This window comes from Pseudomonas granadensis (assembly GCF_900105485.1).
GTDB lineage: Bacteria > Pseudomonadota > Gammaproteobacteria > Pseudomonadales > Pseudomonadaceae > Aquipseudomonas > Aquipseudomonas granadensis.
This window is the reverse complement of record NZ_LT629778.1, coordinates 3,780,426-3,806,231: the sequence shown is the minus strand read 5'-3', so window position 1 is coordinate 3,806,231 and position 25,806 is coordinate 3,780,426. Positions and strand designations below refer to the sequence as shown.

At 61.1% G+C, this 25,806-nt stretch carries 23 protein-coding genes and 1 pseudogene; 16 read left to right on the top strand and 8 right to left on the bottom strand.

Features of this window, described 5'->3' with window-relative positions:
• The first annotated feature begins 210 nt into the window (after positions 1-210).
• The 4 genes from BLU52_RS16790 to fabF all read left to right on the top strand — a co-directional run bounded on the left by BLU52_RS16790 (position 211) and on the right by fabF (position 4,952).
• Entirely contained in the window at positions 211-2,205 is a 1,995-nt protein-coding gene (locus BLU52_RS16790) for a polysaccharide biosynthesis protein (protein ID WP_090285033.1), read from the top strand.
• A gap of 110 nt (positions 2,206-2,315) precedes the next feature.
• On the top strand, positions 2,316-2,651 hold the full coding sequence (locus tag BLU52_RS16785; RefSeq protein WP_090285031.1) for a ComEA family DNA-binding protein: 336 nt from the start codon (positions 2,316-2,318) through the stop codon (positions 2,649-2,651).
• Positions 2,652-2,862: 211 nt separating this feature from the next.
• On the top strand, positions 2,863-3,660 hold the full coding sequence (locus BLU52_RS16780; RefSeq protein WP_090285029.1) for an SDR family NAD(P)-dependent oxidoreductase: 798 nt from the start codon (positions 2,863-2,865) through the stop codon (positions 3,658-3,660).
• Positions 3,661-3,677: 17 nt separating this feature from the next.
• The gene (gene fabF, locus BLU52_RS16775; RefSeq protein ID WP_090285027.1) at positions 3,678-4,952 is read left to right on the top strand and encodes a beta-ketoacyl-ACP synthase II; all 1,275 of its coding nucleotides are present in this window, start codon (positions 3,678-3,680) and stop codon (positions 4,950-4,952) included.
• Here the strand turns inward: fabF and BLU52_RS16770 are convergent.
• The 3 genes from BLU52_RS16770 to eat all read right to left on the bottom strand — a co-directional run bounded on the left by BLU52_RS16770 (position 4,949) and on the right by eat (position 7,300).
• Positions 4,949-5,503, bottom strand: a complete 555-nt coding sequence (locus BLU52_RS16770) for a TetR/AcrR family transcriptional regulator (protein ID WP_090285025.1) — start codon at positions 5,501-5,503, stop codon at positions 4,949-4,951. The genes fabF and BLU52_RS16770 overlap by 4 nt on opposite strands.
• Positions 5,504-5,639: 136 nt before the next feature.
• A complete protein-coding gene (locus BLU52_RS16765) occupies positions 5,640-5,807 on the bottom strand; it encodes a DUF2897 family protein (RefSeq protein ID WP_016770901.1) in 168 nt (55 codons plus the stop codon).
• Positions 5,808-5,935: 128 nt separating this feature from the next.
• Positions 5,936-7,300: an ethanolamine permease gene (eat, locus tag BLU52_RS16760; protein WP_090285022.1), complete on the bottom strand. Its 1,365-nt coding sequence runs from the start codon at positions 7,298-7,300 to the stop codon at positions 5,936-5,938.
• Positions 7,301-7,697: 397 nt separating this feature from the next.
• Between eat and kdpF the strand changes: the two genes are divergently transcribed.
• The 6 genes and pseudogenes from kdpF (at position 7,698) to BLU52_RS16730 (ending at position 15,857) form a co-directional block, all read left to right on the top strand.
• Positions 7,698-7,787, top strand: coding sequence for a K(+)-transporting ATPase subunit F (kdpF, locus tag BLU52_RS16755; RefSeq protein ID WP_007899818.1), 90 nt, complete (start codon positions 7,698-7,700; stop codon positions 7,785-7,787).
• A gap of 8 nt (positions 7,788-7,795) precedes the next feature.
• The gene (gene kdpA, locus BLU52_RS16750) at positions 7,796-9,490 is read left to right on the top strand and encodes a potassium-transporting ATPase subunit KdpA (protein ID WP_090285020.1); all 1,695 of its coding nucleotides are present in this window, start codon (positions 7,796-7,798) and stop codon (positions 9,488-9,490) included.
• 14 nt (positions 9,491-9,504) lie between these two features.
• Positions 9,505-11,558: pseudogene (gene kdpB / locus BLU52_RS16745) on the top strand (potassium-transporting ATPase subunit KdpB).
• A 231-nt stretch (positions 11,559-11,789) separates the two neighbouring features.
• The gene (gene kdpC / locus BLU52_RS16740; protein ID WP_090285017.1) at positions 11,790-12,335 is read left to right on the top strand and encodes a potassium-transporting ATPase subunit KdpC; all 546 of its coding nucleotides are present in this window, start codon (positions 11,790-11,792) and stop codon (positions 12,333-12,335) included.
• A 126-nt stretch (positions 12,336-12,461) separates the two neighbouring features.
• Positions 12,462-15,113 carry a sensor histidine kinase gene (locus BLU52_RS16735; protein WP_090285014.1) on the top strand — a complete coding sequence of 884 codons (2,652 nt, stop codon included), beginning with the start codon at positions 12,462-12,464 and terminating at the stop codon, positions 15,111-15,113.
• Between the two features lie 48 nt (positions 15,114-15,161).
• A complete protein-coding gene (locus tag BLU52_RS16730) occupies positions 15,162-15,857 on the top strand; it encodes a response regulator (RefSeq protein ID WP_090285012.1) in 696 nt (231 codons plus the stop codon).
• A 151-nt stretch (positions 15,858-16,008) separates the two neighbouring features.
• Here BLU52_RS16730 and BLU52_RS16725 read toward each other — a convergent pair whose 3' ends face one another.
• On the bottom strand, positions 16,009-17,046 hold the full coding sequence (locus BLU52_RS16725; RefSeq protein ID WP_090285009.1) for a patatin-like phospholipase family protein: 1,038 nt from the start codon (positions 17,044-17,046) through the stop codon (positions 16,009-16,011).
• A gap of 214 nt (positions 17,047-17,260) precedes the next feature.
• Between BLU52_RS16725 and BLU52_RS16720 the strand changes: the two genes are divergently transcribed.
• From BLU52_RS16720 to BLU52_RS16710, 3 genes are all read left to right on the top strand, one after another.
• The gene (locus BLU52_RS16720; protein ID WP_090285007.1) at positions 17,261-17,539 is read left to right on the top strand and encodes a hypothetical protein; all 279 of its coding nucleotides are present in this window, start codon (positions 17,261-17,263) and stop codon (positions 17,537-17,539) included.
• A gap of 106 nt (positions 17,540-17,645) precedes the next feature.
• Positions 17,646-18,407 (top strand): CHAD domain-containing protein, encoded by a 762-nt coding sequence (locus tag BLU52_RS16715; protein WP_090285005.1) that lies wholly within the window; start codon positions 17,646-17,648, stop codon positions 18,405-18,407.
• Between the two features lie 230 nt (positions 18,408-18,637).
• Complete coding sequence (locus BLU52_RS16710; protein ID WP_090285003.1) at positions 18,638-19,432, top strand: acyl-CoA thioesterase; 795 nt, start codon at positions 18,638-18,640, stop codon at positions 19,430-19,432.
• A 1-nt stretch (position 19,433) separates the two neighbouring features.
• Here BLU52_RS16710 and BLU52_RS16705 read toward each other — a convergent pair whose 3' ends face one another.
• The 3 genes from BLU52_RS16705 to BLU52_RS16695 form a co-directional block, all read right to left on the bottom strand.
• Positions 19,434-19,799: a DUF962 domain-containing protein gene (locus BLU52_RS16705; RefSeq protein ID WP_007908547.1), complete on the bottom strand. Its 366-nt coding sequence runs from the start codon at positions 19,797-19,799 to the stop codon at positions 19,434-19,436.
• Positions 19,800-20,014: 215 nt separating this feature from the next.
• Positions 20,015-21,496: a methyl-accepting chemotaxis protein gene (locus tag BLU52_RS16700; protein ID WP_090285001.1), complete on the bottom strand. Its 1,482-nt coding sequence runs from the start codon at positions 21,494-21,496 to the stop codon at positions 20,015-20,017.
• 215 nt (positions 21,497-21,711) lie between these two features.
• Positions 21,712-22,518 carry a TatD family hydrolase gene (locus BLU52_RS16695; RefSeq protein ID WP_090284999.1) on the bottom strand — a complete coding sequence of 269 codons (807 nt, stop codon included), beginning with the start codon at positions 22,516-22,518 and terminating at the stop codon, positions 21,712-21,714.
• Positions 22,519-22,742: 224 nt separating this feature from the next.
• On the opposite strand from BLU52_RS16695, the gene BLU52_RS16690 reads away from it, so the two are divergent.
• From BLU52_RS16690 to BLU52_RS16680, 3 genes are all read left to right on the top strand, one after another.
• Positions 22,743-24,164, top strand: coding sequence for an MltF family protein (locus BLU52_RS16690; RefSeq protein WP_090284996.1), 1,422 nt, complete (start codon positions 22,743-22,745; stop codon positions 24,162-24,164).
• A 112-nt stretch (positions 24,165-24,276) separates the two neighbouring features.
• Entirely contained in the window at positions 24,277-24,711 is a 435-nt protein-coding gene (locus BLU52_RS16685; RefSeq protein WP_090284995.1) for a DoxX family protein, read from the top strand.
• A 248-nt stretch (positions 24,712-24,959) separates the two neighbouring features.
• Positions 24,960-25,268: a hypothetical protein gene (locus BLU52_RS16680; RefSeq protein WP_090284993.1), complete on the top strand. Its 309-nt coding sequence runs from the start codon at positions 24,960-24,962 to the stop codon at positions 25,266-25,268.
• Between the two features lie 6 nt (positions 25,269-25,274).
• Here the strand turns inward: BLU52_RS16680 and greB are convergent, their stop codons facing one another.
• Positions 25,275-25,772, bottom strand: coding sequence for a transcription elongation factor GreB (gene greB / locus BLU52_RS16675; RefSeq protein WP_090284991.1), 498 nt, complete (start codon positions 25,770-25,772; stop codon positions 25,275-25,277).
• Positions 25,773-25,806: the final 34 nt, after the last annotated feature.

The window sequence follows — 25,806 nt, the reverse complement described above, 5'->3', positions numbered from 1 at the left end:
TTCAGTTGACGAAGTGTCGAGACGCGCCGGGATTTCAGGGATGGCGTGCATTGATGCTCAGCGTCATCGGATTGTGTTTTGTCGGAACCCGGGCTTCATTTCGAAATCCACAGCAAAACTGCGCTGCATGGGTTTACAGTGTCGGGCGGCGGTAGATTTTCGGGTTCTGTTGCCCGCTGAAAGGAGTTCTCGTAGGTGCCAGAGATCAATATGGACAAGATGAGGCAGTTCCTGCTGGGCCTGCCGCGTAGAAACAAGAGGATGCTGCAAGTTGTCACGGACATCGTCCTGGTCTGGGTAGCGCTGTGGATGGCGTTCATCGTCAGGCTGGGCATCGACGAGATGGTTAATCCGTTCAAGGTCCACCTGTGGTTGTTCATCTGTGCACCGCTTGTCGCCATTCCTCTGTTCGTTCGGTTCGGAATGTATCGCGCCGTGATGCGCTATTTCGGCAATGACGCGCTTATCGCGATCATCAAGGCTGTCAGTCTGTCCTCGCTGGTTCTGGCGCTCGTCGTCTACTGGTACAGCAATCACCAGGTCGTTGTGCCACGTTCGATCATTTTCAATTACTGGTGGTTGAGCCTTGTCATCATTGGCGGCCTGCGCTTGTGCATGCGCCAGTATTTCATGGGGGACTGGTTCACCGCGGCGCAACATGTGCCCTTTACCAACCGCGATGACGGTCTGACCAAAGTGGCTGTTTACGGAGCCGGCGTGGCGGGCAATCAGTTGGTCGCGGCACTGCGCATGGGGCGGGTCTTGCGCCCCGTGGCTTTCATTGACGATGATCCTGGCATTTCCGATAGATCGATCTCAGGCCTGCAGGTCTATAAACCCAAACATATCCAGCAAATGATCGACGTGACCGGCGCTCAGGAAATCCTGCTCGCACTGCCGTCGTCGACCCGCGCGCGCCGGCGAGAGATACTCGATCTGCTGGAAGGTTTTCCTCTGCATGTACGCAGTGTGCCCAACTTCACGGATCTGGCCAGCGGGCGGGTAAGAGTCGAAGACATTCAGGAAGTCGACATCGCCGACCTGCTGGGGCGAGACGCGGTGCCTGCGCAGCCCGATCTGCTGGAACGCTGTATCACCGGCAAAACGGTGATGGTGACCGGAGCGGGTGGCTCCATCGGTTCGGAGCTCTGCCGGCAGATTTTTTTACTGCAGCCGACCACACTTATCCTGTTCGAACACAGTGAGTTCAATCTGTACAGCATCTTGCGTGAACTGGAAGAGCGCGGGTGTCGTGAATCGGTCCAGGTCAGGTTGTTGCCTATCCTCGGTTCGATACGTCATCAGGACAAGCTGCTGGATGTGATGAAAACCTGGAAAGTTGATACGGTTTACCACGCGGCGGCTTATAAGCACGTGCCGATGGTTGAACACAATATCGCCGAAGGCGTGCTCAACAATGTGATCGGCACGCTCAACACTGCACAGGCGGCCTTGCAGTCGGGCGTGTCAAACTTCGTGCTTATTTCCACCGATAAGGCGGTGCGTCCGACCAATGTCATGGGCAGTACCAAGCGGTTGGCCGAATTGACCTTGCAGGCACTGAGTCGGGAGGTCGCGCCGGTCTTGTTTGGCGACAAGTCCAATGTTTCCAGGGTCAACAAGACGCGTTTTACCATGGTGCGCTTTGGCAATGTGCTGGGCTCCTCCGGATCGGTCATTCCGCTGTTTCACAGCCAGATAAAGTCTGGCGGCCCACTCACGGTGACCCATCCGAAAATCACACGTTATTTCATGACCATTCCAGAAGCTGCTCAACTGGTGATCCAGGCAGGTTCGATGGGGCAGGGCGGCGACGTGTTCGTGCTGGACATGGGGGAGCCGGTAAAAATAGTGGAACTGGCGGAGAAAATGATTCATCTGTCCGGTTTGAGCATTCGTTCCGAACGAAATCCGCAGGGCGATATTTCCATCGAGTTCACGGGTTTGCGCCCTGGTGAAAAGCTGTACGAGGAGCTGCTGATCGGCGATAACGTCGCGTCCACGCCGCATCCGATGATCATGACAGCCAATGAAGACCATTTGCCGTGGGATGTGTTGAAGGTCAGGCTAAGCGAGCTGCTCGCCGCCGTTGAAAGTGACGACTACGCCCGCGTTCGTCAGCTCCTGCGCGAGACTGTCAGCGGCTACACACCTGACGGCGAAATAGTCGACTGGATCTATCAGCAGCGCCGCCTGGAAACCTGATTGTTTCACATCCTGTAACGCTCGCATTTTTGACATCCCCCCGCCATGACCTACGTTTGAAGAGCAGCTTCGGAAAAGCTGCTTTCTCAAACGATGATGGAGCGTCACTTATGCGTACCGGTTATTTCTATTCCTTGATTTTCGCTTTCCTGACCAGCGCCTCGATTGCCGCGATTGCGGCACCTGTCTCGCCCTCGGAGGGCGCCACTGCGCCTGTGGTGATGGATGCCGCGAAGTCTGCGCAAAGTGCGAAGATTGACCTCAATGACGCCGATGCGGCAACACTGCAGAAAGAACTGGCAGGCGTCGGCGAAGCCAAAGCACAGGCAATTGTTGCGTATCGTGAAACAAACGGACCGTTCTCCTCGGTTGACGAGTTGCTCGAGGTCAAGGGGATTGGCAAGGCGATTCTGGATCGCAACCGCGACAGGCTGGAAGTCAACTAAGCTGAATGTTCAACGCCAGGAGGCCGGTCATTGACCGGCCTTTTTTGATTTTGTGCGATGACGAGCTGATGGGCTCAACAGGACGGCAATTCATCGCCAAGTTAAAATTACGGCTATCATATGCCGGTAAGATTATGCCTATAATAATCTACCGTTCGGTCATGCCGGCGCGATCTACAGCCTTCCCGCCCAGTCCTGTTGGAGCACTCTCATGAATTTTGCAACGTCTCAAGGTACAGCGCTCGTGACCGGCGCCTCGTCGGGTATCGGTGCCATCTACGCCCAACGACTGGCAGCACGCGGATTCGATCTGCTGTTGGTCGCCCGTGATCAGGAGCGTCTGGAAAATGCCGCGAGCCGCTTGCGTGATGCACACGGTGTTCAGGTAGAGGTGTTGAAAGCGGATCTGACGCAAAGGGACGATGTGCTCAAACTCGAGCAACGACTGCGCAGTGATTCAAGCATCAGCCTGCTGGTCAATAATGCCGGTGTTGCGGCAAACGGCTTGTTGGCCAACGCTGATATGGAGCAATTGGAGCAACTGATCCAGCTGAATATCACCGCCGTCACTCGCTTGGCATCGGCCGCCGCTGCCAGTTTCGCCAAGGCCGGCCGTGGGACGATTATCAACATCGCCTCGGTGGTGGCGCTGTTTCCTGAACGGTTCAACGCCACCTACAGCGCGAGCAAGGCCTATGTGCTGAGCCTGACACAGTCGCTGCATACCGAGCTCGATGGCACCGGCGTGCAGGTTCAGGCCGTATTGCCCGGCGTGACGCGCACTGAAATCTGGGCGCGCTCGGGTACCGATGCCAGTGGCATCCCGGCGGAGATGATCATGGAGGCGGAAGAAATGGTCGATGCGGCGCTGGCCGGGCTGGATCAGGGCGAGTTGATCACTATTCCTTCGTTGCCTGATGCGGGTGAATGGCAGGCATTCGTCGCCGCACGCCACGTCATGGTGCCGAACTTGTCGCGCAGTTCCGCGGCACAACGCTACAAATCTTGATCGGAGGTCAGCAGGGTATGGATTCGCGTCGAATTGTGGTTACAGGCATGGGTCTGGTTTCGCCGTTGGGCAGTGGTGTCGAAGTGGTCTGGCAGCGTTTGCTGGCCGGACGCTCGGGACTTCGCAACCTGCCGGACGCGGTGGTTGCTGACTTGCCTGCGCGTGTTGGCGGTCGTGTGCCAACCCAGGAGGAGGATGCCGAAGCCGGTTTCGATCCGGATCGCGCCACTGCGCCGAAAGAGCAGAAGAAGATGGACCGCTTCATCCTGTTCGCCATGGAGGCGGCAAGACAAGCGCTGGAGCAGGCCGGCTGGCATCCGCAAGAAGACAAGGACCGAGAGCGCACGGCGACGATCATCGGCTCCGGTGTCGGTGGCTTCGGTGCGATCGCCGATGCGGTGCGCACCACTGACAGCCGCGGCCCTCGGCGTTTGTCGCCATTCACCATTCCGTCGTTTCTGGTTAATCTTGCCGCCGGTCATGTCTCGATCCAGCATGGCCTGAAAGGACCTCTGGGCGCGCCGGTCACAGCATGTGCGGCGGGCGTCCAGGCGATCGGCGATGCGGCACGGTTGATCCGTTCCGGTGAAGCAGACATTGCGGTGTGCGGCGGGGCAGAAGCCTGCATTGACCGTGTCAGTCTTGCTGGCTTCGCCGCAGCGCGGGCGCTGTCGAGCGGTTACAACGACACGCCTGAGCGCGCATCGCGACCGTTCGACAGCGGTCGTGACGGATTCGTGATGGGCGAGGGCGCCGGTCTGCTGGTCATCGAATCACTCGAACATGCCTTGGCACGTGGCGCACAACCGTTAGCCGAACTGGTCGGCTACGGCACCAGTGCCGACGCTTACCACCTGACCGCCGGGCCGGAAGATGGCAGCGGGGCACGCCGTGCGATGGAGCTGGCGTTGGCGCAGGCCGCTATCGAGCCGGCTCAGGTCCAGCATCTCAATGCTCATGCGACGTCGACGCCTGTAGGCGATCTTGGCGAACTGGCGGCGATCAAGGCGGTGTTCGGTGCCGAAAACAAAATCGCTGTCACTTCGACCAAATCCGCTACCGGCCACTTGCTCGGTGCTGCAGGCGGTCTTGAAGCGATTTTCACGCTATTGGCGATTCGTGATCAGGTGGTATCGCCGACGCTGAACTTCGACAACCCGGACCCGGCGAGTGCAGGGGTGGACATTGTTCATGGCCAGGCGCGTTCCATGCCGATCGAGTATGCGTTGTCCAATGGCTTCGGTTTTGGCGGGGTCAATGCAAGCGTATTGTTCAAGCGCTGGCAGGCTTAGTCGCGGTTCTTCAGGTGGTCGCGGGTGACGTCGAGAATGCGTTGCGCAAACCCGGCATCCGCGACGCTGCGTGACAGCAGCAACGCGCCGACCAGGGTCGACATGATGACGATGGCGCGTTCTGCATTGTTTTCGCCGTCGAGACTGTTCTCGATTTGCGTCAGCCGTGCGTTGAGCACTTCATCACTGGTGGGGCTCGGTTGCCCGCGCAGGCCCAGTTCGGAGGAAATGGTCAGCAGCGGGCAGCCTTCATCGGGTGATGTTTGATGCCACTCCGATAGATAGGTCTCGATGAACAGATCCAGTGCATTGTCCTGAGCGAAAATCTCTGCGCACAAGCCGTCGACCTGATTACCGGCCTCCTGCAGGGCCTTCTCCACCAGATCGTCCTTGGATTTGAAATGTGAATAGAAACCGCCATGGGTCAGCCCCAGCGCTTTCATCAGAGGTTGCAGGCCGGTGGCGCCGATGCCGTCCTTGCGAAAGCGCGCCGAGGCTTCCTTGATGATGCGCTGATGGGTCTGGGCTTTATGGTCCTGCGAATAACGCATCGGGAACTCTCCGCAACAATGCACGCATCTTAACCAAGGAAAATTAGATGGTGACTGTACTTCTACTTCTTAAAAGCGTGCGGTCAGATCCAATGGCTATATGAATGCAAACCCCGCCGATCGGGCGGGGTTGATGTCAGCGATCCTGTGCGTCCTTGGCGTCGGCTTCGGCATTGCGCTGTGCGACGCGCTTGCGTTCTTCATCGGTCAGTTCGACCTTGTTGGCGGTGTCACGCAACATCATCAATCCGCCAACAATCGAGCCGATCGCAACGACCAGAATCAACCAGGCATACCAGGGCATAACGGCTCTCCTCAAGGGCAGCTCGACGGGCGAGGATTTCGCCGTGCGACGCTGCATACCACGTTTGAGCGAAACGACTTCGCAGTGGTTCCATTCTAGGCCGCTTCTGCCCGGCACACCCGAGCGCGTTACAGACCGGTCAACATCGCATCCGCCGGCGCATCGGCGCGCAATTGACCCGTCATCATGAAATACCCGAATCCAACCGCCATGAAACCCAGGAAAATCAGGCCGATCAGCGTGTTGAACCACGCCATCGCCACCAGGCAGACCACTGCCAGTACCAACGCGATCATCGGTACCAGCGGATAGCACGGCGCACGGAATGTACGTTCCAGATTCGGTTCGGATTTACGCAGTTTGAACAGGCTAAGCATGCTCATGATGTACATCACGATGGCACCGAACACGGCCATGGTGATCATCGCTGCGGTCAGCGTCATGCCGCCGAGGTTGATCAGGCCATCGCTGTAGATCGCCGCGATGCCGATGATGCCGCCAACGATGATTGCGCGGTGCGGTGTCTGAAAGCGCGACAGTTTCGCCAGCGACGCCGGCAGATACCCGGCGCGGGCGAGGGCGAAGAACTGCCGAGAGTAGCCGAGGATGATGCCGTGGAAGCTGGCAACCAGGCCGAACAGGCCGATCCATACCAGCATGTGCAGCCAGCCGGAGTTGTCGCCGACTACGGTTTTCATCGCTTGCGGCAGCGGGTCGTTGATATTGGCCAGGGTGCGCCAGTCACCGACGCCGCCAGCGAAGAACATCACCCCCATCGCCAGCAATACCAGGGTCAGGATGCCGCTGATGTACGCCTTGGGAATCGTGCGTTTCGGGTCTTTGGCTTCTTCCGCCGCCATCGCCGCGCCTTCGATGGCGAGGAAGAACCAGATGGCGAACGGAATCGCCGCGAACATGCCGGCAATCGCCGGTGCGCCGAAAACATCCGAGCCTGCCCAGCCGTTGAGGGCGAAGTTGCCGAAGCTGAACGCCGGGGCGACCACACCCATGAACACCAGCAGTTCAGCCACCGCCAGCACGCAGACGATCAGTTCGAAGGTCGCCGCCAGTTTCACGCCAAGAATGTTCAGGCCCATGAACACGATATAGGCGCCGACAGCAGCGTGTTTCGGGTCGAGCGCTGGAAACTGCACATTCAGGTAAGCGCCGATCGCCAGCGCAATCGCTGGCGGCGCGAAGACGAATTCGATCAGCGTTGCCAGACCGGCGATCAATCCGCCTTTCTCGCCGAAGGCGCGGCGGCTATAGGCAAACGGCCCGCCGGCATGGGGAATCGCGGTGGTCAGTTCGGTGAAGCTGAAGATGAAGCAGGTGTACATGGTCGCGACCATGAACGAGGTGACCAGAAAGCCCAGTGTGCCGGCCACGCCCCAGCCGTAACTCCAACCGAAGTACTCCCCGGAAATCACCAGCCCCACGGCAATGCCCCACAGGTGCAGCGTGCCCAGCGTGGGTTTGAGTTGTGTGTTCATGCGCTTGCTCCCTGAAAGATTGGAAAGCTTCGGGGGAGGGCGTGTGCAGTGGGCGTGCCATTACTCTGAAACAAGTCGTAATGAGTTCAAAGCTGTCGCAGCGGGGATGATTTGCGCTGGATGTGCATGAACAGTGCGCCAGTTGGGTGCGATGTTGCCTGTTATGCCGCTATCGCGAGCAGGCTCACTCCTACAGGGGAACGCATTCCAACTGTAGGAGTGAGCCTGCTCGCGATGGGGCCAGTACAAACACCAGAAATCCCCCTGTAAACCCCGCATAAACCCACTCTTTACGCTTTCTTTATGCCCCGCGCTTACCCTCGCTCTCGTTCCTTTACAGCCTCCTTCCCGACAATCACCCCACACGCGGCAATACGCCGTTACACGGAGATCTTCCATGAGCGTTCTGGACGGGGTGTCACTGCTGTTGGCAGTGGGGCTGTTCATTTATCTGTTGGTTGCGCTGTTGCGCGCGGACCGGAACTAGGAGCGGCTATGCACAGTTATGACTATTGGCTGATCCTCGGCTTCTTTGCGCTGGTCTTGCTGCCTGCGCCTTTCCTGGGACGCTTTTACTACAAGGTGATGGAAGGCCAGCGCACCTGGCTGACGCCGATCCTCGGTCCGGTCGAGCGCGGTTGCTATCGCATTGCCGGTGTCGATCCAAAGGTGGAGCAAAGCTGGCAGAAATACACGCTGGCGCTGCTCGCGTTCAACCTCGCCGGTTTCCTGTTGCTGTTCGCGATTCTGCTGTTCCAGGATCACCTGCCGCTGAACCCGCAGAATCTTCCGGGCCAGGAGTGGACGCAGGCGTTCAACACTGCGGTCAGTTTCATGACCAACACCAACTGGCAGTCCTACAGCGGTGAGGCGACCCTCAGCTACCTGAGCCAGATGGTCGGCCTCACAGTGCAGAACTTCGTCAGCGCCGCCACCGGCCTCGCCGTGCTGGTCGCGCTGTGCCGTGGCATCGGCCGCAAATCGGCGCAGACCCTCGGCAACTTCTGGGTCGACATGACCCGCGCTACCCTCTACGGCCTGCTGCCGCTGTGCCTGTTGCTGGCGCTGTATCTGGTCTGGCAGGGTGTGCCGCAGACGTTTGCGCAGTACGTCAATGCGGTGACCATGCAGGGTGTCGATCAAGTGATCCCGCTCGGCCCGGCCGCCAGCCAGATTGCGATCAAGCAACTGGGCACCAACGGTGGCGGTTTCTTCGGCGTCAACTCGGCACATCCGTTCGAGAACCCGACCGCCTGGAGCAACCTGTTCGAAGTCGCGTCGATCATTCTGATTCCGGCGGCGCTGGTGTTCACCTTCGGCCACTACGTCAAGGACCTGCGCCAGAGCCGCGCGATCATCGCCTGCATGCTGGCGCTGTTCCTGATCGGCGGTGCGACCTCGCTGTGGGCCGAATATCAACCGAATCCGACCCTGAACAACGCCGCCGTCGAACAGACTGCGCCGCTGGAAGGCAAAGAGGCACGCTTCGGTACCACCGCCACGGTGCTGTGGTCGGTGACCACGACGGCGGCCTCGAACGGTTCGGTCAACGGCATGCACGACAGCCTCAATCCGCTGAGCGGCATGGTCGCGCTGGTCAACATGATGGTCGGCGAAGTGATCTTCGGCGGCGTCGGTGCCGGGCTCTACGGCATGTTGCTCAACGTGCTGATCGCGGTGTTCCTCGCCGGCCTGATGATCGGACGCACCCCTGAATACCTCGGCAAGAAACTCCAGGCGCGGGAAGTGCAATTGCTTGTGGTCACGCTGTTGGTGATGCCGGTCAGCGTGCTGGTTCTCGGTGCGATCGCCGCTGCCTTGCCTGGCCCGACGGCGACCATCAGCAACCCCGGCCCGCACGGTTTCAGCCAGTTGCTCTACGCCTACACCTCGGCGGGCGCCAACAACGGCTCGGCGTTCGGCGGCCTGAGCGCGAACACGCCGTTCCATAACCTGATGCTCGGCCTGGGCATGTTGATCGGGCGCTTCGGCTACATCCTCCCGGTACTGGCACTGGCCGGCAGCCTGGCGATGAAAAAAACCGCACCGATCGGCCAGAACAGCTTCCCGACTCACGGCCCGCTGTTCGTCACCCTGCTGACCGTGACCATTTTGCTGGTGGGCGGCCTGACCTTTCTGCCGACCCTGGCACTGGGCCCGATTGCCGAACATCTGAGCCTGGGCTTCTGAGGAGCTGACGATGAATATGCCCGCAATTAAACCCGTCGCTGCCAAAGCGCCGGAACAAGCGAAAACCGCGATCTCGTCCCTATGGCGCCCGGCACTGGTGCAAGCGTTCGTCAAGCTGGATCCACGGCAGCTGAAGCGTTCGCCGGTGATGCTGGTGGTCGAACTGACCGCCATTTTCACCACGGTGCTGTGCTTCATTCCCGATGCAAATGTGTCGACCCTGGTGGCTGCACAAATCGCCCTGTGGCTGTGGTTCACCGTGCTGTTCGCCAACTTCGCCGAAGCCTTGGCCGAAGGTCGTGGCAAGGCCCGCGCCGACAGTCTCAAGGCAGGCAGCGAAGGTCTCAGCGCCCGGCGCCGGCAGGCCGATGGCAGGTTCCAGGTGGTGCCCGCAGCCAACCTGCGCAAGGGTGACGTGGTGCGCGTCGAAGCGGGGGAGATGATCCCCGGCGACGGCGAAGTGATTGAAGGGATCGCGGCGGTCAACGAGGCGGCGATCACCGGTGAATCGGCGCCGGTGATCCGCGAGTCCGGCGGTGATCGCTCGGCGGTCACCGGCAATACGCGACTGGTGTCCGACTGGTTGCTGGTGCGGATCACCGCCAACCCCGGTGAATCGACCCTCGATCGCATGATCGCGCTGGTCGAAGGCGCGAAACGCCAGAAGACTCCCAACGAAGTGGCGCTGGATATCCTCCTGATCGGCCTGACCCTGATCTTCCTGTTGGTGGTGGTCACCCTGCAACCGTTCGCCCACTTCGCCAACGGCAGCCTGCCGCTGGTGTTTCTGGTGGCGTTACTGGTCACGCTGATTCCAACCACCATCGGCGGCCTGCTTTCGGCCATCGGCATTGCCGGGATGGACCGGCTGGTGCGCCTCAACGTGATCGCCAAATCCGGTCGTGCAGTGGAAGCAGCGGGTGACGTGCATGTGCTGCTGCTCGACAAGACCGGCACCATCACTTTCGGCAACCGTCGTTGCAGTGCGGTGTACGCCGCGCCGGGTGTGTCGGCACGTGATCTGGCCGAGGGCGCGTTGTTTGCCTCGCTGGGCGACGAAACTGCGGAAGGCAAATCCATCGTCGAGTACCTGCGCGGTCTGCATCCGCAGCCTGAGCCGGCGCTGGAAGTCCTCACGGTGGTGCCATTCAGTGCCGAAACGCGTTTGTCGGGTATCGATTATCAGGGCCGCGTCTATCGCAAGGGCGCGGTGGACTCGTTGCTGACCTTCCTCGGGCAGCAACGCGCCGATCTGGCCCCGGCGCTCGCGCGGGAAATCGACAAGATCGCCCAGAGCGGCGGTACGCCGTTGCTGGTCTGCGCCGACGGCAAACTGCTCGGTGCGATCCACCTCAAGGACGTGGTCAAACCGGGCATTCGCGAGCGTTTTGCCGAACTGCGCAAACTGGGGATCCGCACGGTGATGGTCACCGGCGACAACCCCCTGACCGCTGCGGCGATTGCGGCAGAGGCGGGCGTCGATGACGTGCTTGCCGAAGCCACACCAGAGAAGAAACTCGCACGAATCCGCCACGAGCAGAACGACGGTCGCCTGGTCGCGATGTGCGGCGACGGTGCCAACGACGCGCCAGCGCTGGCCCAGGCTGACGTCGGCATGGCGATGAATGACGGCACGCAGGCAGCGCGCGAAGCGGCGAACATGGTCGACCTCGACAGCGACCCGACCAAGCTGCTCGACGTGGTGCAGATCGGCAAGGAATTGCTGGTGACCCGTGGCGCGCTGACTACCTTTTCCATCGCCAACGACGTGGCCAAATACTTCGCCATCCTGCCGGCGCTGTTCGCTGCGATCTATCCGCAACTGGGCGTGCTGAACATCATGCAGCTGACCAGCCCGCAGAGCGCGATTCTGTCGGCGATTGTGTTCAACGCCTTGATCATTGTCGTGCTGATTCCGCTGGCACTGCGCGGCGTGCGGGTGCAGGCGGCGAGTGCGGCGGCGTTGCTGCGGCGCAATCTGTTGATCTATGGCGTGGGCGGGATTCTGGTGCCGTTCGTGGGGATCAAGGCGATCGACATGCTGCTCACGGCGTTGCATCTGGTGTGAGGCTGAAAAGAGCCCCTCACCCTGGCCCTCTCCCGGAGGGAGAGGGGACTGACCACGGTGTTTGTGAGAGGTACGTCGACTTGAGATACCGAGTCGAGTCCGGGTTTTGAAAAGCATGAAGATCGGCTCCCTTTCCCCCTCGCCCCCTTGGGGGAGAGGGCTGGGGTGAGGGGGGAAAGATCTCCCTGACACCCCACCAAAAGTTTGCCCAACGAATTCGAGGATCAATAAATGTCCACAATGCTACGTCCGTCCCTGAGCCTGTTGGTGCTGATGACCCTGGTCACCGGCATCGCCTATCCACTGGCGGTCACCGGCATTGCCCAGGTGGTCTTCCCTGAGCAAGCCAATGGCAGTCTGGTCCGTGACGCCGACGGTAAAGTCCGCGGCTCCTCACTGATCGCCCAGGATTTCAGCGGCGATGCGTGGTTCCACCCACGACCATCTGCCGGCGCCTTCGCCACCGTTTCCAGCAGCGCCAGCAACCTCGCCCCGAGCAATCCGGTGCTCGCCACGCGGGTGATCGACGACGCCCGGAAATTGCAGGTTCCCGGCCAGGGCCCGGTGCCGCTGGCGTTACTGACCACCTCGGCCAGCGGCCTCGATCCGCACTTGCCACCAGCGGCAATTGCCTATCAACTGGCGCGTGTCGCCCAGGCGCGCGATCTGCCGGTGTCGACGGTGCAGCAGTTGCTCGATGCGCACATCGAACAGCCGCTGGTGGGGCCGCCGGTGGTGAATGTGCTGGAGCTGAACATGGCGCTGCAACAACTCTGAATCGGCGGCGCCGCCATTCGCTAGCAGGGCTAGCTCCCACAGGAGACCACATTCCCCTGTAGGAGCCAGCCTGCTGGCGATGGCGCCATCATCGTCACCGCACCAATATCAGGAAAAGAGACCAGCATGAGCGACTCCGGCCGCGCCGACGCGCTGTTAGCAGACCTGCCCCGTGACGGCCGTGGCCGACTCAAGGTATTCCTCGGCGCCGCGCCCGGTGTCGGCAAGACCTACGCCATGCTCCAGGCCGCCCACAGCCAACTTCGCCAAGGCGTGAAAGTCCTTGCCGGGGTGGTCGAAACCCACGGCCGCGCCGAAACCGAAGCGCTGCTCGGCGGCCTGCCGCAGCAACCGCTGCTGCGCTCGGAATACCGTGGCGTGATGCTCGAAGAAATGGACCTCGACGGCATCCTCGCGGCGCGACCGAAGCTGGTGCTGGTCGACGAGCTGGCGCACAGCAACGCCCCCGGCAGCCGTCACGCCAAGCGCTGGCAGGACATTCAGGAATTGCTCGCCGCCGGCATCGACGTGTTCACCACGGTCAACGTCCAGCATCTGGAAAGCCTCAACGATCAGGTGCGCGGCATCACCGGTGTGCAGGTCCGCGAAACCCTGCCGGACTGGGTTCTGCAAGAAGCCTTCGAACTGCTGCTGATCGACCTGCCCCCGCGTGAATTGCTCGAGCGTCTGCGCGAAGGCAAGGTCTATGTCCCAGAGCAAGCCCGCGCCGCCATCGACGCCTTTTTTACCCAGACCAACCTCACCGCGTTGCGCGAACTGGCGATGCAAACCGCCGCCGCACAGGTCGATAACGATCTGGCGCAGGGTTATCGCCAGCTCGGTCAGGCCGCGCCGGCCGTGCGCGGGCGCTTGCTGGTCGGCGTCGATGGCGATGCGCAGGCTGAGCGTCTGGTGCGCCACGCCAGTCGCGTTGCTCAACGTCGGCATTTGCCGTGGAGCCTGGTGCACGTCGACAATGGCAGGGTGCGTGACGAGCAATCGCGCCTGCGTCTGCAAAGTGCCCAGCAACTGGCTGAACGCCTCGGTGGCGAAGTGGTGCTGCTGCGTGCCGGCGAGGTGGCGAAGACTTTGATCCAGCACGCCGTCGAACGTCGCGCCAGTCTGGTGCTGGTCGGCCAGTCGCGGCCGCGTCTGCGTCGACGCTTGTTGGGTGGGGGACTCGCTGCGCGGCTGTTGCGTCAGGCTCACGGGCTGGAAATCAATGTTCTCGACAGTGATGAACAACCCCAGCAACCGCAGGCCCGCAGTCCGCTGACGCTGGTGTGGTTCGACTACGCATTGGCACTGGTTGCGACGCTGTTGGCGACGGCGCTGGCGTGGGCGGTGTCCAGCGTATTACCGTTGCCGAACATTTCGCTGGTGTTCCTCGCCGCGGTGTTGCTGGTGGCGGTGCGCAGCAGTCTCGGCCCGGCGCTGGCGTGTGCCGCGCTGTCGTTTCTTACTTACGACTTTTTATTCATTCCGCCGAATTTTTCTTTCAGCATTCAGCGCGAAGAAGACGTCCTGACCTTGCTGTTTTTCCTGCTGATGGCGGCGCTCACCGGTAACCTCGCAGCGCGCCAGCGCCGACAGTTGCAGGCCTTGCGCGACACCCAGGAGGAAACCAGCGAACTGCTCGACCTGTCGCGCAAGCTCACCGCCGCCACCGATCGCCAGGCCGTGGTCAGCGCCGCCGCGCAGCACCTCAACGGCTGGAACGATCTGCAACTGTGCCTGCTCAATCGCGACGGTCAGGGCGGCTGGAAAGTCGAAACTGGCGGCCCGCTGCAATTCACCGAGGCGGAGCGCGCCGCCGCCGATTGGGCGTGGCAGCACGATCAACCGGCGGGCATGGGCACCGGCACGCTGCCGTTCGGGCGTTGGTGGTGGTGGCCGTTGTCGGTCGAGGACGGGCCGTTGGCGCTGCTCGGTGTGTGCGCAAAAGAGGGCCAGACCTTGAGCGGCCAGCGCCGTCGACTGCTCACCGCGTTGAGCCAGCCGCTGGCGCAAGCACTGGCGCGCGCGCAGTTGGCCGACGATCTGGAAGCCGCGCGCCTGCACGGCGAAACCGAACAGTTGCGCAGTGCCTTGCTGGCCTCGGTGTCTCACGATCTGCGCACGCCGCTGACCGCCATGCGCGGCAGCATCGACAGTCTGCTGGCGCTCGGCGAAGCGATCCCGCTGGAGGATCGCCGCGAGCTGCTCGAAGGTACCCGGGATGAAGCCGAGCGCCTCGACCGTTACATCCAGAACCTGCTCGACATGACCCGACTTGGCCACGGCGCACTGAAACTGGCGCGCGACTGGGTGTCGCCGGCAGACATCGTCGGCAGTTCGCTCAACCGCTTGCGCGCGGTGCTCGCGCCGTTGCAGGTCAGCACCGACGTGCCGGCCGAATTGCCGCTGCTGTACGTGCACGCGGCGCTGATCGAGCAAGCGCTGGTCAACGTGCTGGAAAACGCCGCGCGCTTTTCACCCGTTCACGGCCGCTTGCAACTCAACGCGGGCGCGGACGATCAGGAGATTTTTTTCTCGGTCAGCGACGAGGGGCCGGGGATTCCCGAAGACGAGCGGGCGAAGATTTTTGACATGTTCTACACCGCCGCGCGCGGTGATCGTGGCGGCCAGGGCACGGGTCTGGGGCTGGCGATCTGTCAGGGCATGGTCGGCGCGCACGGCGGGCGCATCAGCGTTGCCGACGGCATTGATGGCCGTGGCACATGCATCACCCTGCACCTGCCACTGCAGACGCAGCCGGGGATGGACGGTGAAGCCTGAATCCGACTGCGCTACTCTCTTGCCACTCTTTTCTGTTGATGTGAATTCATGAGCCAGACCGCGACCATTTTGGTCATCGATGACGAGCCGCAGATCCGCAAGTTCCTGCGCATCAGCCTGGCGTCCCAAGGCTACAAAGTACTCGAGGCCGGCAGCGGTGCCGAAGGCCTGGCCCAGGCGGCGCTGAATAAACCCGACCTGCTGGTGCTCGACCTCGGCCTGCCGGACATGGACGGCCAGCAAGTGCTGCGCGAATTTCGCGAATGGGCCACAGCGCCGGTGCTGGTGCTGTCGGTGCGCGCCAGCGAAGGGCAGAAAGTCGAGGCGCTGGATGGCGGCGCGAATGACTACGTGACCAAGCCGTTCGGCATCCAGGAATTCCTCGCCCGGGTTCGCGCCTTGTTGCGTCAGGCTCCGGCAGGAGAGGCGCAGCAGGCCGCATTGAAGTTCGGCCCGTTGACCGTGGATCTGGCGTATCGGCGGGTGCTGCTCGACGGCGTCGAAGTGGCGCTGACCCGCAAGGAATACGCGGTGCTGGCGCAACTGGCGCGGCATCCCGGGCGGGTGATCACCCAGCAGCAATTGCTCAAGGACATCTGGGGACCGACGCATACCGAGGACAGCCATTACTTGCGGATCGTGGTTGGGCATCTTCGGCAGAAACTGGCGGATGATCCGACGCGGCCGCGATTCATCGTCACCGAGGCCGGGGTGGGCTATCGCCTGTTGAATGAGGTTGGCTGACCCGGCGCCATCGCTAGCAGGCTAGCTCCCAAAGTGGATCGGTGTCATTCATAAATCTGCAGATTGAGCAGAACAGTGGATTTGTGGTGTTCACAGAACCCCTGTGGGAGCTAGCCTGCTAGCGATAGGGCCCGCACCAACAGCGAAGATTTCAACCCTGCTCCTGCTCATACCGATCCAGTGTATCGCTGGCAATCTCCCGCCCCAGCGCGATCAGTTCCGGCGCCTTGTAGAATTCGAAAAACCGGCACACGCGTTTCGGCACGTTGATCAGGATATCCGGCGGGTACCCGGCGATCTTGTACTGCGCCAGTGAGGTCTGCATCACCTCGAAACTCTGGTTGATCAGATCGAGCAGCGAGGCCGGCCCGACGTTGTCGATGATGAACGAACCCGTCGCCGATTTCGGCGCGCCCTCACGCTCGGGCGCGGCGGCCGGTTGCTGGCTTTCCGGTTCGGCGCCTTCGAGCCAGGGATTGATGGCGGCCGCTTCGGCGCGCAGCGCTTCCTGTTCGAGCTTCAATAATTGCTCGGCCTGTGTGCGGCGGAACGGCAGCTTCGAACCCAGCGAATTGATAAGGCTGTCAAAACGCGAGCGGAACGCTGGCGGGCGTTCAATGATCGGCAGTTTGTATTGGCGCTGGTTGGTTGCATTGAGATTGACCGCAATGATCAGGTCACAGTGGCTCGACACCACCGGCACGATCGGCAACGGATTGAGAATGCCGCCGTCGACCAGCATACGATTGCCTTGCATCACTGGAGTAAACAGGCTGGGAATCGCCGCCGAAGCGCGCATTGCCTGATGCAAACAGCCTTCCTGAAACCAGATCTCCTGTTGATTGGTGAGGTCGGCGGCGACGGCGGTATAGGGGATGCGCAAAGCTTCGATATTGATCTCGCCGACGATCTTGCGGATCTGCCCGAAGACTTTTTCGCCGCGAATCGCGCCGAGGCGAAAGCTCACGTCGACCAGCCGCAGCACATCGAGGTAGTCGAGGCGTTCGATCCAGTTGCGGTACTCGTCGAGCTTGCCCGCGGCGTAGATTCCGCCGACCACTGCACCCATCGAACAGCCGGCGATGCAGGCGATTTCGTAACCGCGTTTCTCGATTTCTTCGATGACGCCGATATGGGCATAGCCCCGGGCGCCACCGGAACCCAACACCAGTGCGACTCGTTTTTTCATCCAGCTTCCTCCCCGGCAAGCTTGCACAATGCACTGATCGCCGGGCTGGCTCAATCGTCGAGGTCGCAGAGCGTGGCAGTGACGTCGTTTTTTTGCCCTTGCGGCGCGCTTCAGCGCTATTCTTCAGCCGCTTGTTTCATGCGCCGGCAAGGCACTTTTTCCCCGCCTGACCGTCTTACCTGCACGACTGTTGACCTACTTTGAGGTGTGAGTGATGAAAGCCTGGATCTGTGTGCCGTTGTTGGCGTTGGCATTGGCCGGTTGCGCCGGTAAAACGGCTTACCGCGACAGCTGTGGCAGCCAGCTCGACGCCGCCTGGCATGAGTTGGATCTGGCCAAGGCCGAAGGCTTTGCCGGCACCGTCAGCTATTCCAAAGCCTTGTCGCTGCTGACCGCAGCCAAGACCCAGCAGCAATTCGAAGGCTTCGAGGGCTGCAGCAAGAAAGCCGAAAAGGCGCGTTTCTACATCCGCGAATCCCGCGCAGGACGTTAAAACAGCAGCTGCAAGTGTCGAGCTGCAAGCTGCAAGCTCAAGCCAGTACGCGCTCAGCTTGCAGCTTGCAGCTAGGAGCTTGCAGCTGTCTACGGAGTAGACCCCCATGATTGACCGGTTGGTGGCTCATATCCTGAGTCTGGAAGTGCGATTGCTGGCCTGCCAGGCGCGCATGACGGCGAGAACCGATCCTGAGGCGCTGCACGATTTGCGTACCACCGTGCGCCGGTTGCGCAGTCTGTTGCGGCCGCTACGCGGCTTGCCAGGTGTCGAGCAGCTTGAAAGCGCCGCGTCGGCCGTCGGTGAACTGACCACGCCGTGGCGCGATCGCGAAGTGCTGGCGGCGTATCTGCTCAAACATGATCAGCCGCAAGCCGCCGAGCGGCGCATGGCGCAAATGGCCGAGGCCTATCCGGCATTGGCGGCGAGCAATGAAGTTGCATCGTTGATGATGATCCTCGATGCCTTTCCGCGTTTCCTGCGCGCGTCTCAGCATCAGGGCCTGCTCAAGGGCCTGGATAAACGCATCGAAAAACGCTTGGGCAAGCAATGGCAGAAACTCGATGAAGCGCTGCACGATCCCGCCCATGACCGCCATCGCTTGCGTCTGTTGATCAAACGCGTGCGCTATGGCATCGAAGCTTATCCCGAACTGGACCGCTTGCCCGCGGCAGCCTACAAGCGCTTGAAGTCTGCCCAGGGTGCGCTGGGTGACTGGCACGATTGCTGGCAATGGCTGGCGAAGGCCGAGCTGGAAACGGACCTGCAACCGTGTGTCGCCACTTGGCAGGCGGGGCTGATCAAGGCAGAGCTGAAGGCTGATCAAGTGCTGGAAAAACTCGATACAGACTGCTTCAAACATTCCTGAAACAACACCGATCCCGTGTAGGAGTGAGCCTGCTCGCGATAGCAATCTGTCAGCCAACACATCGTTGAATGTCCGACCGCTATCGCGAGCAGGCTCACTCCTACAGAGGGCTTTGGGCTGTATATGGCGCCTAGGCCTTTCTGTCAGCCCATTTGACCGGAATAGACGCTGCGGCGCGCGGCGGGTCTGGTTAAGATCCGTGCATCCCTTTTCCGCTTGCCGAGGTTGCCATGCGCTTTTGCGATTTGCTCGATGCTGTCCGCCAACAACCTGAAGTGACGATTCCTGCCGAATGGGGTCAGGGCCGGGCCAGTTTTGGCGGGCTGGTGGCTGCGCTGCAATATGAAGCCATGCGCGGCAAAGTGCCGGCGGAGCGCCCGGTGCGTTCGCTGGCGATCACCTTCGTCGGCCCGGTTGAGCCGGGCGTGCCGGTGAGCTTCGAAGTGGAAGTGTTGCGTGAAGGCAAAGCCGTCAGCCAGATGTTGGGCCGGGCGTTGCAGAACGGTCAGGTGGTAACGATCGTGCAAGGCAGCTTCGGTGCCTCGCGGCCTTCGGAAGTAGCGGTTGAAGCGTATCCGGCGCCGTCGATGAAACACTGGGACGAATGCCAGGAGTTGCCGTACATCAAAAGCGTGACCCCGGAATTCATGCGGCACCTGGCGATGCGCTGGAGCGTCGGCGGCATGCCGTTCACCGGCATTGCGTCGCGCTTGATGGGCGGCTGGGTACGTTTGCGTGGGGATGTCAAAGAGGAGCCAGTCAACGAGGCGCATCTGCTGGCGCTGGTCGATGCCTGGCCGCCGGCGCTGTTGCCGTATCTGAAGAAACCTGCACCGGGCAGCACGCTGACCTGGACGATCGAGTTCGTGCAGCCGTTACACGATTTGAGCACGCTGGACTGGTGCCAGTACCTGGCCGATATCGAGTACGCCGCCGACGGTTATGGCCACGTTGCGGCCAAGCTGTGGAGCGCGAAAGGCGAGTTGATTGCCATGAGTCGGCAAACCGTAACGATCTTCGCCTGAGTCAATGCCGGCGGTGGCGCTCACGCCAGGCGCGCCACCAGCCACCACTTAAAAAGAATCGCGGAAAGGTCAGAAACTGCTCGACCAGCAAACGCGATACCGCATCTTTGCGATCACTGAACGGCTCGGAGGCTTGCGCCTCCAGGCTGTGGCCGTGGCGCTGAAGACCCAGCGCCGCGACAATCCCGATCACGCCGATGGCCACGCTCGCCAGACTCAGGCTGAACACCCCGGACACGATCAGCAGAAACGCCACGATGAACAGCGGTACCGCGATCAGGTGCAGCACCAGGTTGGTCGGGTGTTGGTGATTGCCGGGGTAGGCGCGCCATTGCCACGCGGGAAGGTTGGGGTGACGTTTGCCCATGTTGCTACTCCTCGATCCATGTTTGAACTCATGGTTGAAGAATAGGCCCGGGCGCGCAGGGCGGCGAATCAAGGTTGGCTATTGAAGTGATAGGCGTCATCGCCGGATTTGATGTTGTCTTGGCTGGCGCCATCGCTAGCAGGGCTAGCTCCCACAGGTCATTCGTTCACACCAAAAATCCCATGTGGGAGCCAGCCCTGCTGGCGATAGGGCCTTCAGAGTTTCAACTGCCCGATCGCCTTGTTGAGTTCCCCGGCCAACGTCGCCAACTCATTACTGGTGGTCGCCGAGTCCACCGTCTGCTGCACGGTGTTTTCGGTTACATCGCGGATGCTCACCACCGCCCGGTTCATTTCCTCGGCCACCTGGCTCTGCTGTTCCGCCGCCACGGCTATCTGCGTGTTGCTCTCGCGCATCTGCGCCACTGCCCCGGTAATTTCCGCCAGCGCCTCGCCAGCCTCTTGCGCCTGCTGCACGCAATCGTCGGCCTTGTATGAACTCTCCTGCATGAAATCCACCGCATCACGGGTACCGGCCTGCAATGCGGAAACCATGGTGGTGATCTCGTCGGTTGAGGCCTGCACTCGTTTGGCGAGGTTGCGCACCTCATCGGCGACCACCGCAAACCCCCGGCCCATCTCACCGGCGCGCGCGGCTTCGATGGCCGCGTTCAGGGCGAGCAGGTTGGTCTGTTCGGCGATGCTGTGAATCACGCTGACCACACCGTTGATCTTCTGACTGTCTTCGGCCAGGCGTTGAATCATTTGCGCGGTCTGCTGCACGCCGCTGGATAAACCGGCGATCGAATGCTGCACCCGGGCGACCACTTGCTGGCCGCTGCCGGCCAGGCCGTCGGCGGACTTGGACAGGTCGCGGGTGGCGCCAGCGTGTTGGGCGATGTGGTAAACCGTGGCGGTCATTTCGTTGATCGCGGTGGCTGCCTGATCGGTCTCGCTCTGCTGGCCGAGCATGCCGTGGCGCACCTCGTTCATGCTCGACGCCAGTCGCGCGGCGCCGACATCCAGCTGCCGCGCCGTATTGGCGACGGTGCTGACCACGCGCTGGTAGCCGGCCTGCATGGCGTTGAACGCATTGGCCATTTGTCCGACTTCATCTTTGCCGGCCAGCGGCACCCGCGCGCTGAGATCGCCACTTTTCTCGACATGCAGCATGACGTCTTTGAGGGTGTTGAGCTGGCTGAGCAAAAAGCGGATCAGCAATTGCGAGGCGCCGAGCATTGCCAGCATCAGGATGAACACCGCTACCGCGTAATGGGTAAAACGCTCGCGGAACACTTGGCTCAGGCTCGGTCCATAGGCGATCACCGCAACCTGTTCGCCATCAGCGCGACTGAACACCTCGGCGCCCAGCAACGGGTTCTCGCCGAACAAGGGCAGGGCGTTGATCTCGTTCCAGCCGTTGCTGCCGGTGATCTCCAGCAGCGGCTGACCGTTGAGCCGCGGTGCTTCGCCGCGTTTGAAGGTCAGCACCTGCTCGACCTGGGGCAGCGGCTGGCCCGGCGGCCAGGCCTTGAGTAACTGCGCTTGCGCCTGCGCGGACGCTTGAGCGGCATGATTGCGAGCTTGTTGTTCGAGCTGCACGGCATACAACACCAGCAGCAGGGTGGTGACAAAGGCGACCGCATTGACCGCCCAGAATTTGTATTTCAGCGAGATATTGCTAAGCCAGGCACCCATGGAGGTCTTCTCTGATAGCGGAAACAGTTTTGGCAAGGTGCCACTATTGTGCCGCTACGCAGGTGCGAGACCTTGATATGAATCAACAGACGACGCGGTCCCGCTTTTATGTAGGAGTGAGCCTGCTCGCGATAGCGGAATATCAGGCAAAAAATTTGTTGACTGACCCACCGCTATCGCGAGCAGGCTCACTCCTACATTGGGCTTGCGGTGTATCAGGGAAGGGTGGGCAGGTTGAAAAACACCCGCGCACAGGCGGTGGTATGCGCCGCCAGATCCTCTTCGCTTTCACCACGATGCAGCGCCACTTCGCGCAGCACTTCGGTCAGATAGGCCGGTTCATTGCGGCCGTTTTTCGGCTTCGGTCGCAACGTGCGTGGCAGCAGATAGGGCGCATCGCTTTCCAGCATCAAGCGCCCGCGTTTGATCTCTTTCACTAGCGGATGCAGGTGCGTGCCGCGGCGCTCGTCGCAGATCCAGCCGGTAATGCCAATGTGCAGATCGAGGTCGAGGTAACTGAACAAAGCTCTCTGCTCGCCGGTGAAGCAATGCACCACGGCAGCGGGCAGATGATCGCGAAAATCCTTGAGGATATCGAGCAGACGCTGGCTGGCATCGCGCTCATGCAGGAACACCGGCAATTGCAGCTCGACGGCCAGTGCCAGATGCTCTTCGAGGACTTTTTCCTGCTGCGGGCGCGGCGAGAAATCACGGTTGAAGTCCAGCCCGCATTCGCCCACCGCGACCACATTGGCTTCGTTGAGCAGACTGCGCAGGCGTCGCGCGCTGTCGGCATTCCAGTCGCTGGCCGAATGCGGATGAATGCCGGCGGTGGCGAACAGCCGCTGGGCGCTGGCGTCCAGTTGCTGACACAGCTCCAGCGCCTGTTCGCTGCCTTCGACGCTGGTGCCGGTCAGCACCAGTTGGCAGACGCCGGCCGCGTAGGCGCGCTCGAGCACCGCCGCGTGTTTGTCGGCGAAACTGGGGTTGGTCAGGTTGACGCCGATATCGATGAGTTGCATGGTGCTACCTCGGGCCGAAGGCCGGAAAGCATACCAGAGCTGTAGATTCATAAGAAAAGCCAAGAACTACAACGACTTATGGCTGTCTGTTGAGGCCGCGAGAGTTCCGGGGTGGCGACAATGCCATCACTGTGCCAGTCTCTCGCACTTTACCAGCGCTCCAGGCGCTCTGTTTTCGTCGGTGATTTCAAAAGAAATCACCCCGTATTCTTTTCGGAGAGTGGATGCATCGTCCCTCGGTTTTGCTGCTCTTGTGCGCCTCGCTGCTGCTGCCGCTGACGGCGGCCGCGCGCTTGCCCGGGCCGTTGCAGGCAGTGCCGGCAGCCAAGGTCCGTGACTTGTCGGAGATCCGCAGCAGCCGCGTCCTGCGCGTGCTGGTCAATCAGAGCCGCAACAGCTCCGGTGAGGTTCAAGGCCAGGCCATCGGCGTCGAATACCATCGCCTGCGCGCCTTCGAGCAATACCTCAATGGCCATGCTCGCGATGGCCAGGAAGTCACCCTGAAGATCATTCCCAAGGCCAAGGACCAGTTGCTCGGCGCGTTGCAGCGTGGCGAAGGCGATATGGTCGCGCCTGGTGAATTGATGGACTTGCCGGGTGGTTATGCAGTTTCCAGCAGCGAGCCGATCGCCCGCGACGTGCCGTTGGTACTGGTCGGCATCAAGGGCCAGCGGCGCTACACCAAGGTCGAACAACTGTCCGGCAAGACCCTGGCGTTGCCCACCGGCAGCGCGGCGGGGGAGGCGGTCAGTCAGCTCAATCAGAAACTGGCGCTGCACAAACTGGCGCCGATCAACATCGAATGGGTCGATCCGACGCTGGCCGTGGAAGACGTGCTGGAAATGGTTCAGGGCGGAATCTTTCACCTGACTATCGTCGAACAGCCGATTGCCGAACGCTGGGGCAAGATTCTGCCGAAACTGCGTCTTGACCGGCAACTGGTCATCAGCGAGCCGGGGGAGGAGCACTGGTTCGTGCGCCGCGATGCCTCGATGTTGCGCGCCAGCATCGACCGCTTTCTGAGCAGCTACAAGAAGCCCTCCAACGAAGACGCCGCGTTTCTGCGCATCTATCGACGCCTGTACCAGGTCCACTATCCGTTGGCCAAGGCTGACCGTCAGCGTCTGGAAAAACTGCGCCCGACCCTGCAGAAACACGCCCAGGCGCAGAACATGGACTGGCTCAATCTGGCAGCGCTGGCGTTCAAGGAATCGCGTCTGCAACCCAATGCCCGCAGCGGCAGCGGCCCGACCGGGTTGATGCAGATCACGCCGTCGGCAGCCCAGCGCGTCGGCGTCAGCAATATCCAGAATCTCGATGCCAATGTGCAGGCCGGGGCCAAGTACCTGGCAATGATCCGCCGCAAGTTTTTCAACAGCCCCAAGCTCAACGAGCGTGAACGCATGGCCTTCACCCTCGCGGCGTACAACATCCGCCCGGAACGTGTGCAGGGCATGCGCGCCGAAGCCCGGCGCCGCGGGCTCAACCCCAATCAATGGTTCTTTCAAGTCGAGCGCATTGCCATGGAGCAAGTGGGGATGGGCGCCGTCAGCTATGTTAATAGTGTGAACAAATACTACTTGGCGTACGACCGGGAGCGGGAGTCGTTGGAGCCCGGGTCGCAAAAAGTCGTCAGTCGAAAATGATCTAATAAATCGATTGTTATGGCGGATTTTTTGCGCTTTTAACATGAAATTTATTGATTAATATAGCGGCCAACCAACACATACAACTTGTCGCAACAACAAGGAACGCCCCATGAGCTCTCTGATCAACAAAGTACTGTTTACCCGCGCTGGCTACGGCCTGACTGTTCTGCGCATCGTTGTCGGCGTGATCTTCGCCGCCCACGGTTCGCAGAAATTGTTCGGCCTGTTCGGTGGCTACGGTCTGGCGGGCACTGCCCAATGGATGGAAAGCATCGGCCTGACGCCAGGCTACCTGATGGCGACACTGGCTGGCGGTACCGAATTCTTCGCCGGTCTGGCGCTGATCATCGGCCTGCTGACCCGTCCGGCAGCGCTGGGTCTGGCGTTCCTTTCGCTGGTCGCGATCTTCTCGGTGCACATCGGCAACGGTCTGTTCATGGCCAACAACGGTTACGAGTTCGCCCTGGCCTTGCTGGCCGGCAGCATCGCGGTGCTGATCGAAGGCGCCGGCAGACTCTCGGCGGATCGTGCCATCGCCGGTTGAGCGCTCTAACTCAAGGCAAAGGCCCGCATTGTGCGGGCCTTTTTTGTTGCGGGCGATTCTTGACACTGGTCGGTCACGTTATCTAGGATGTTGCCCATGCGCCGATTTAAACAGCTACTTGCGGGGCGCCAGGTGACTCAGACAGTTGCCGTCAGAAGCCGGAACAGGGCTTCGAAATACCGCTAAAGCGCTGGTTCGGTGTTGCCTCTCACCTGCCATGCAGACTTTTGAGGCAGAGACACGACACGATGAATGCACTACGCCCTCCAGCACGTCCCGCACCGATCACGGCGCATATCACCCAGCGCAATCCAAAAATTCTGCTTGGCGGCAAACACCAGCCGACGCTGTTGCGCTATCTCGATGGCTGGCCACGTCGCAGCGGCGGTCCTGCCGCCTTCCTGATCCAGTTTGTTGACGACGGCGAGTCGCTGGCGCGGTTTGCCAGTGACAGTTTCGATCTGGCGGTGATTCAGGCGCCCAGCGCAGAACAGGCGCCGGAAATGATCAAGCAACTGACCCGCGTCGCGCGGCAGGGTCTGATCACTCGGCGCTGAAGCACTTTACGGATATTCAATCGCAACGATGTAAACCAACTGCTCGCCTGTCGGCGTCTGTACCCGGACTTCCGCGTCCAGCGCCTTGCCTATCAAGGCGCGGGCCAGCGGCGAATCGATGCTGATCAGTCCGAGTTTCAGGTCCAGTTCATCCGGGCCGACGATGCGGTAGCGCGACTGCTTGCCGTCTTCGTCCTCGATGGTCACCCAGGCGCCGAAGTAAACCTTGTTCGGATCGCTGGGTTTTTCGCTGACGACTTTCAGCGCTTCCAGGCGTTTGGTGAGGAAGCGCACGCGGCTGTCGATCTCGCGGAGCATTTTTTTGCCGTAGGTGTATTCGGCGTTTTCCGACCGATCACCTTGCGCCGCCGCCTCACTGACCGCTTGCGTCACTTGGGGGCGGCGCACATGCCACAACTCATGGAATTCGGCGCGCATCCGCGCTTCACCTTCTGGGGTGATCAGCGCGGTGCCGGCGGTGCGGGGAGGGCGATAACGGCTCATGGCAACTTCTTGTGATTGAGACCGCCGGAGTCTA

What these genes read in the sequence shown, in the direction of transcription:
- greB (WP_090284991.1), bottom strand. Translation starts at nt 25,772, where the DNA reads ATGAGCCGTTATCGCCCTCCCCGCACCGCCGGCACCGCGCTGATCACC.
- BLU52_RS16695 (WP_090284999.1), bottom strand. Translation starts at nt 22,518, where the DNA reads ATGCAACTCATCGATATCGGCGTCAACCTGACCAACCCCAGTTTCGCC.
- fabF (WP_090285027.1), top strand. Translation starts at nt 3,678, where the DNA reads ATGGATTCGCGTCGAATTGTGGTTACAGGCATGGGTCTGGTTTCGCCG.
- BLU52_RS16780 (WP_090285029.1), top strand. Translation starts at nt 2,863, where the DNA reads ATGAATTTTGCAACGTCTCAAGGTACAGCGCTCGTGACCGGCGCCTCG.
- BLU52_RS16725 (WP_090285009.1), bottom strand. Translation starts at nt 17,046, where the DNA reads ATGAAAAAACGAGTCGCACTGGTGTTGGGTTCCGGTGGCGCCCGGGGC.
- BLU52_RS16705 (WP_007908547.1), bottom strand. Translation starts at nt 19,799, where the DNA reads ATGGGCAAACGTCACCCCAACCTTCCCGCGTGGCAATGGCGCGCCTAC.
- BLU52_RS16790 (WP_090285033.1), top strand. Translation starts at nt 211, where the DNA reads ATGGACAAGATGAGGCAGTTCCTGCTGGGCCTGCCGCGTAGAAACAAG.
- BLU52_RS16715 (WP_090285005.1), top strand. Translation starts at nt 17,646, where the DNA reads ATGATTGACCGGTTGGTGGCTCATATCCTGAGTCTGGAAGTGCGATTG.
- BLU52_RS16690 (WP_090284996.1), top strand. Translation starts at nt 22,743, where the DNA reads ATGCATCGTCCCTCGGTTTTGCTGCTCTTGTGCGCCTCGCTGCTGCTG.
- BLU52_RS16730 (WP_090285012.1), top strand. Translation starts at nt 15,162, where the DNA reads ATGAGCCAGACCGCGACCATTTTGGTCATCGATGACGAGCCGCAGATC.
- BLU52_RS16785 (WP_090285031.1), top strand. Translation starts at nt 2,316, where the DNA reads ATGCGTACCGGTTATTTCTATTCCTTGATTTTCGCTTTCCTGACCAGC.
- BLU52_RS16765 (WP_016770901.1), bottom strand. Translation starts at nt 5,807, where the DNA reads ATGCCCTGGTATGCCTGGTTGATTCTGGTCGTTGCGATCGGCTCGATT.
- kdpA (WP_090285020.1), top strand. Translation starts at nt 7,796, where the DNA reads ATGCACAGTTATGACTATTGGCTGATCCTCGGCTTCTTTGCGCTGGTC.
- BLU52_RS16710 (WP_090285003.1), top strand. Translation starts at nt 18,638, where the DNA reads ATGCGCTTTTGCGATTTGCTCGATGCTGTCCGCCAACAACCTGAAGTG.
- BLU52_RS16680 (WP_090284993.1), top strand. Translation starts at nt 24,960, where the DNA reads ATGAATGCACTACGCCCTCCAGCACGTCCCGCACCGATCACGGCGCAT.
- eat (WP_090285022.1), bottom strand. Translation starts at nt 7,300, where the DNA reads ATGAACACACAACTCAAACCCACGCTGGGCACGCTGCACCTGTGGGGC.
- BLU52_RS16770 (WP_090285025.1), bottom strand. Translation starts at nt 5,503, where the DNA reads ATGCGTTATTCGCAGGACCATAAAGCCCAGACCCATCAGCGCATCATC.
- BLU52_RS16685 (WP_090284995.1), top strand. Translation starts at nt 24,277, where the DNA reads ATGAGCTCTCTGATCAACAAAGTACTGTTTACCCGCGCTGGCTACGGC.
- BLU52_RS16700 (WP_090285001.1), bottom strand. Translation starts at nt 21,496, where the DNA reads ATGGGTGCCTGGCTTAGCAATATCTCGCTGAAATACAAATTCTGGGCG.
- kdpF (WP_007899818.1), top strand. Translation starts at nt 7,698, where the DNA reads ATGAGCGTTCTGGACGGGGTGTCACTGCTGTTGGCAGTGGGGCTGTTC.
- kdpC (WP_090285017.1), top strand. Translation starts at nt 11,790, where the DNA reads ATGTCCACAATGCTACGTCCGTCCCTGAGCCTGTTGGTGCTGATGACC.
- BLU52_RS16720 (WP_090285007.1), top strand. Translation starts at nt 17,261, where the DNA reads ATGAAAGCCTGGATCTGTGTGCCGTTGTTGGCGTTGGCATTGGCCGGT.
- BLU52_RS16735 (WP_090285014.1), top strand. Translation starts at nt 12,462, where the DNA reads ATGAGCGACTCCGGCCGCGCCGACGCGCTGTTAGCAGACCTGCCCCGT.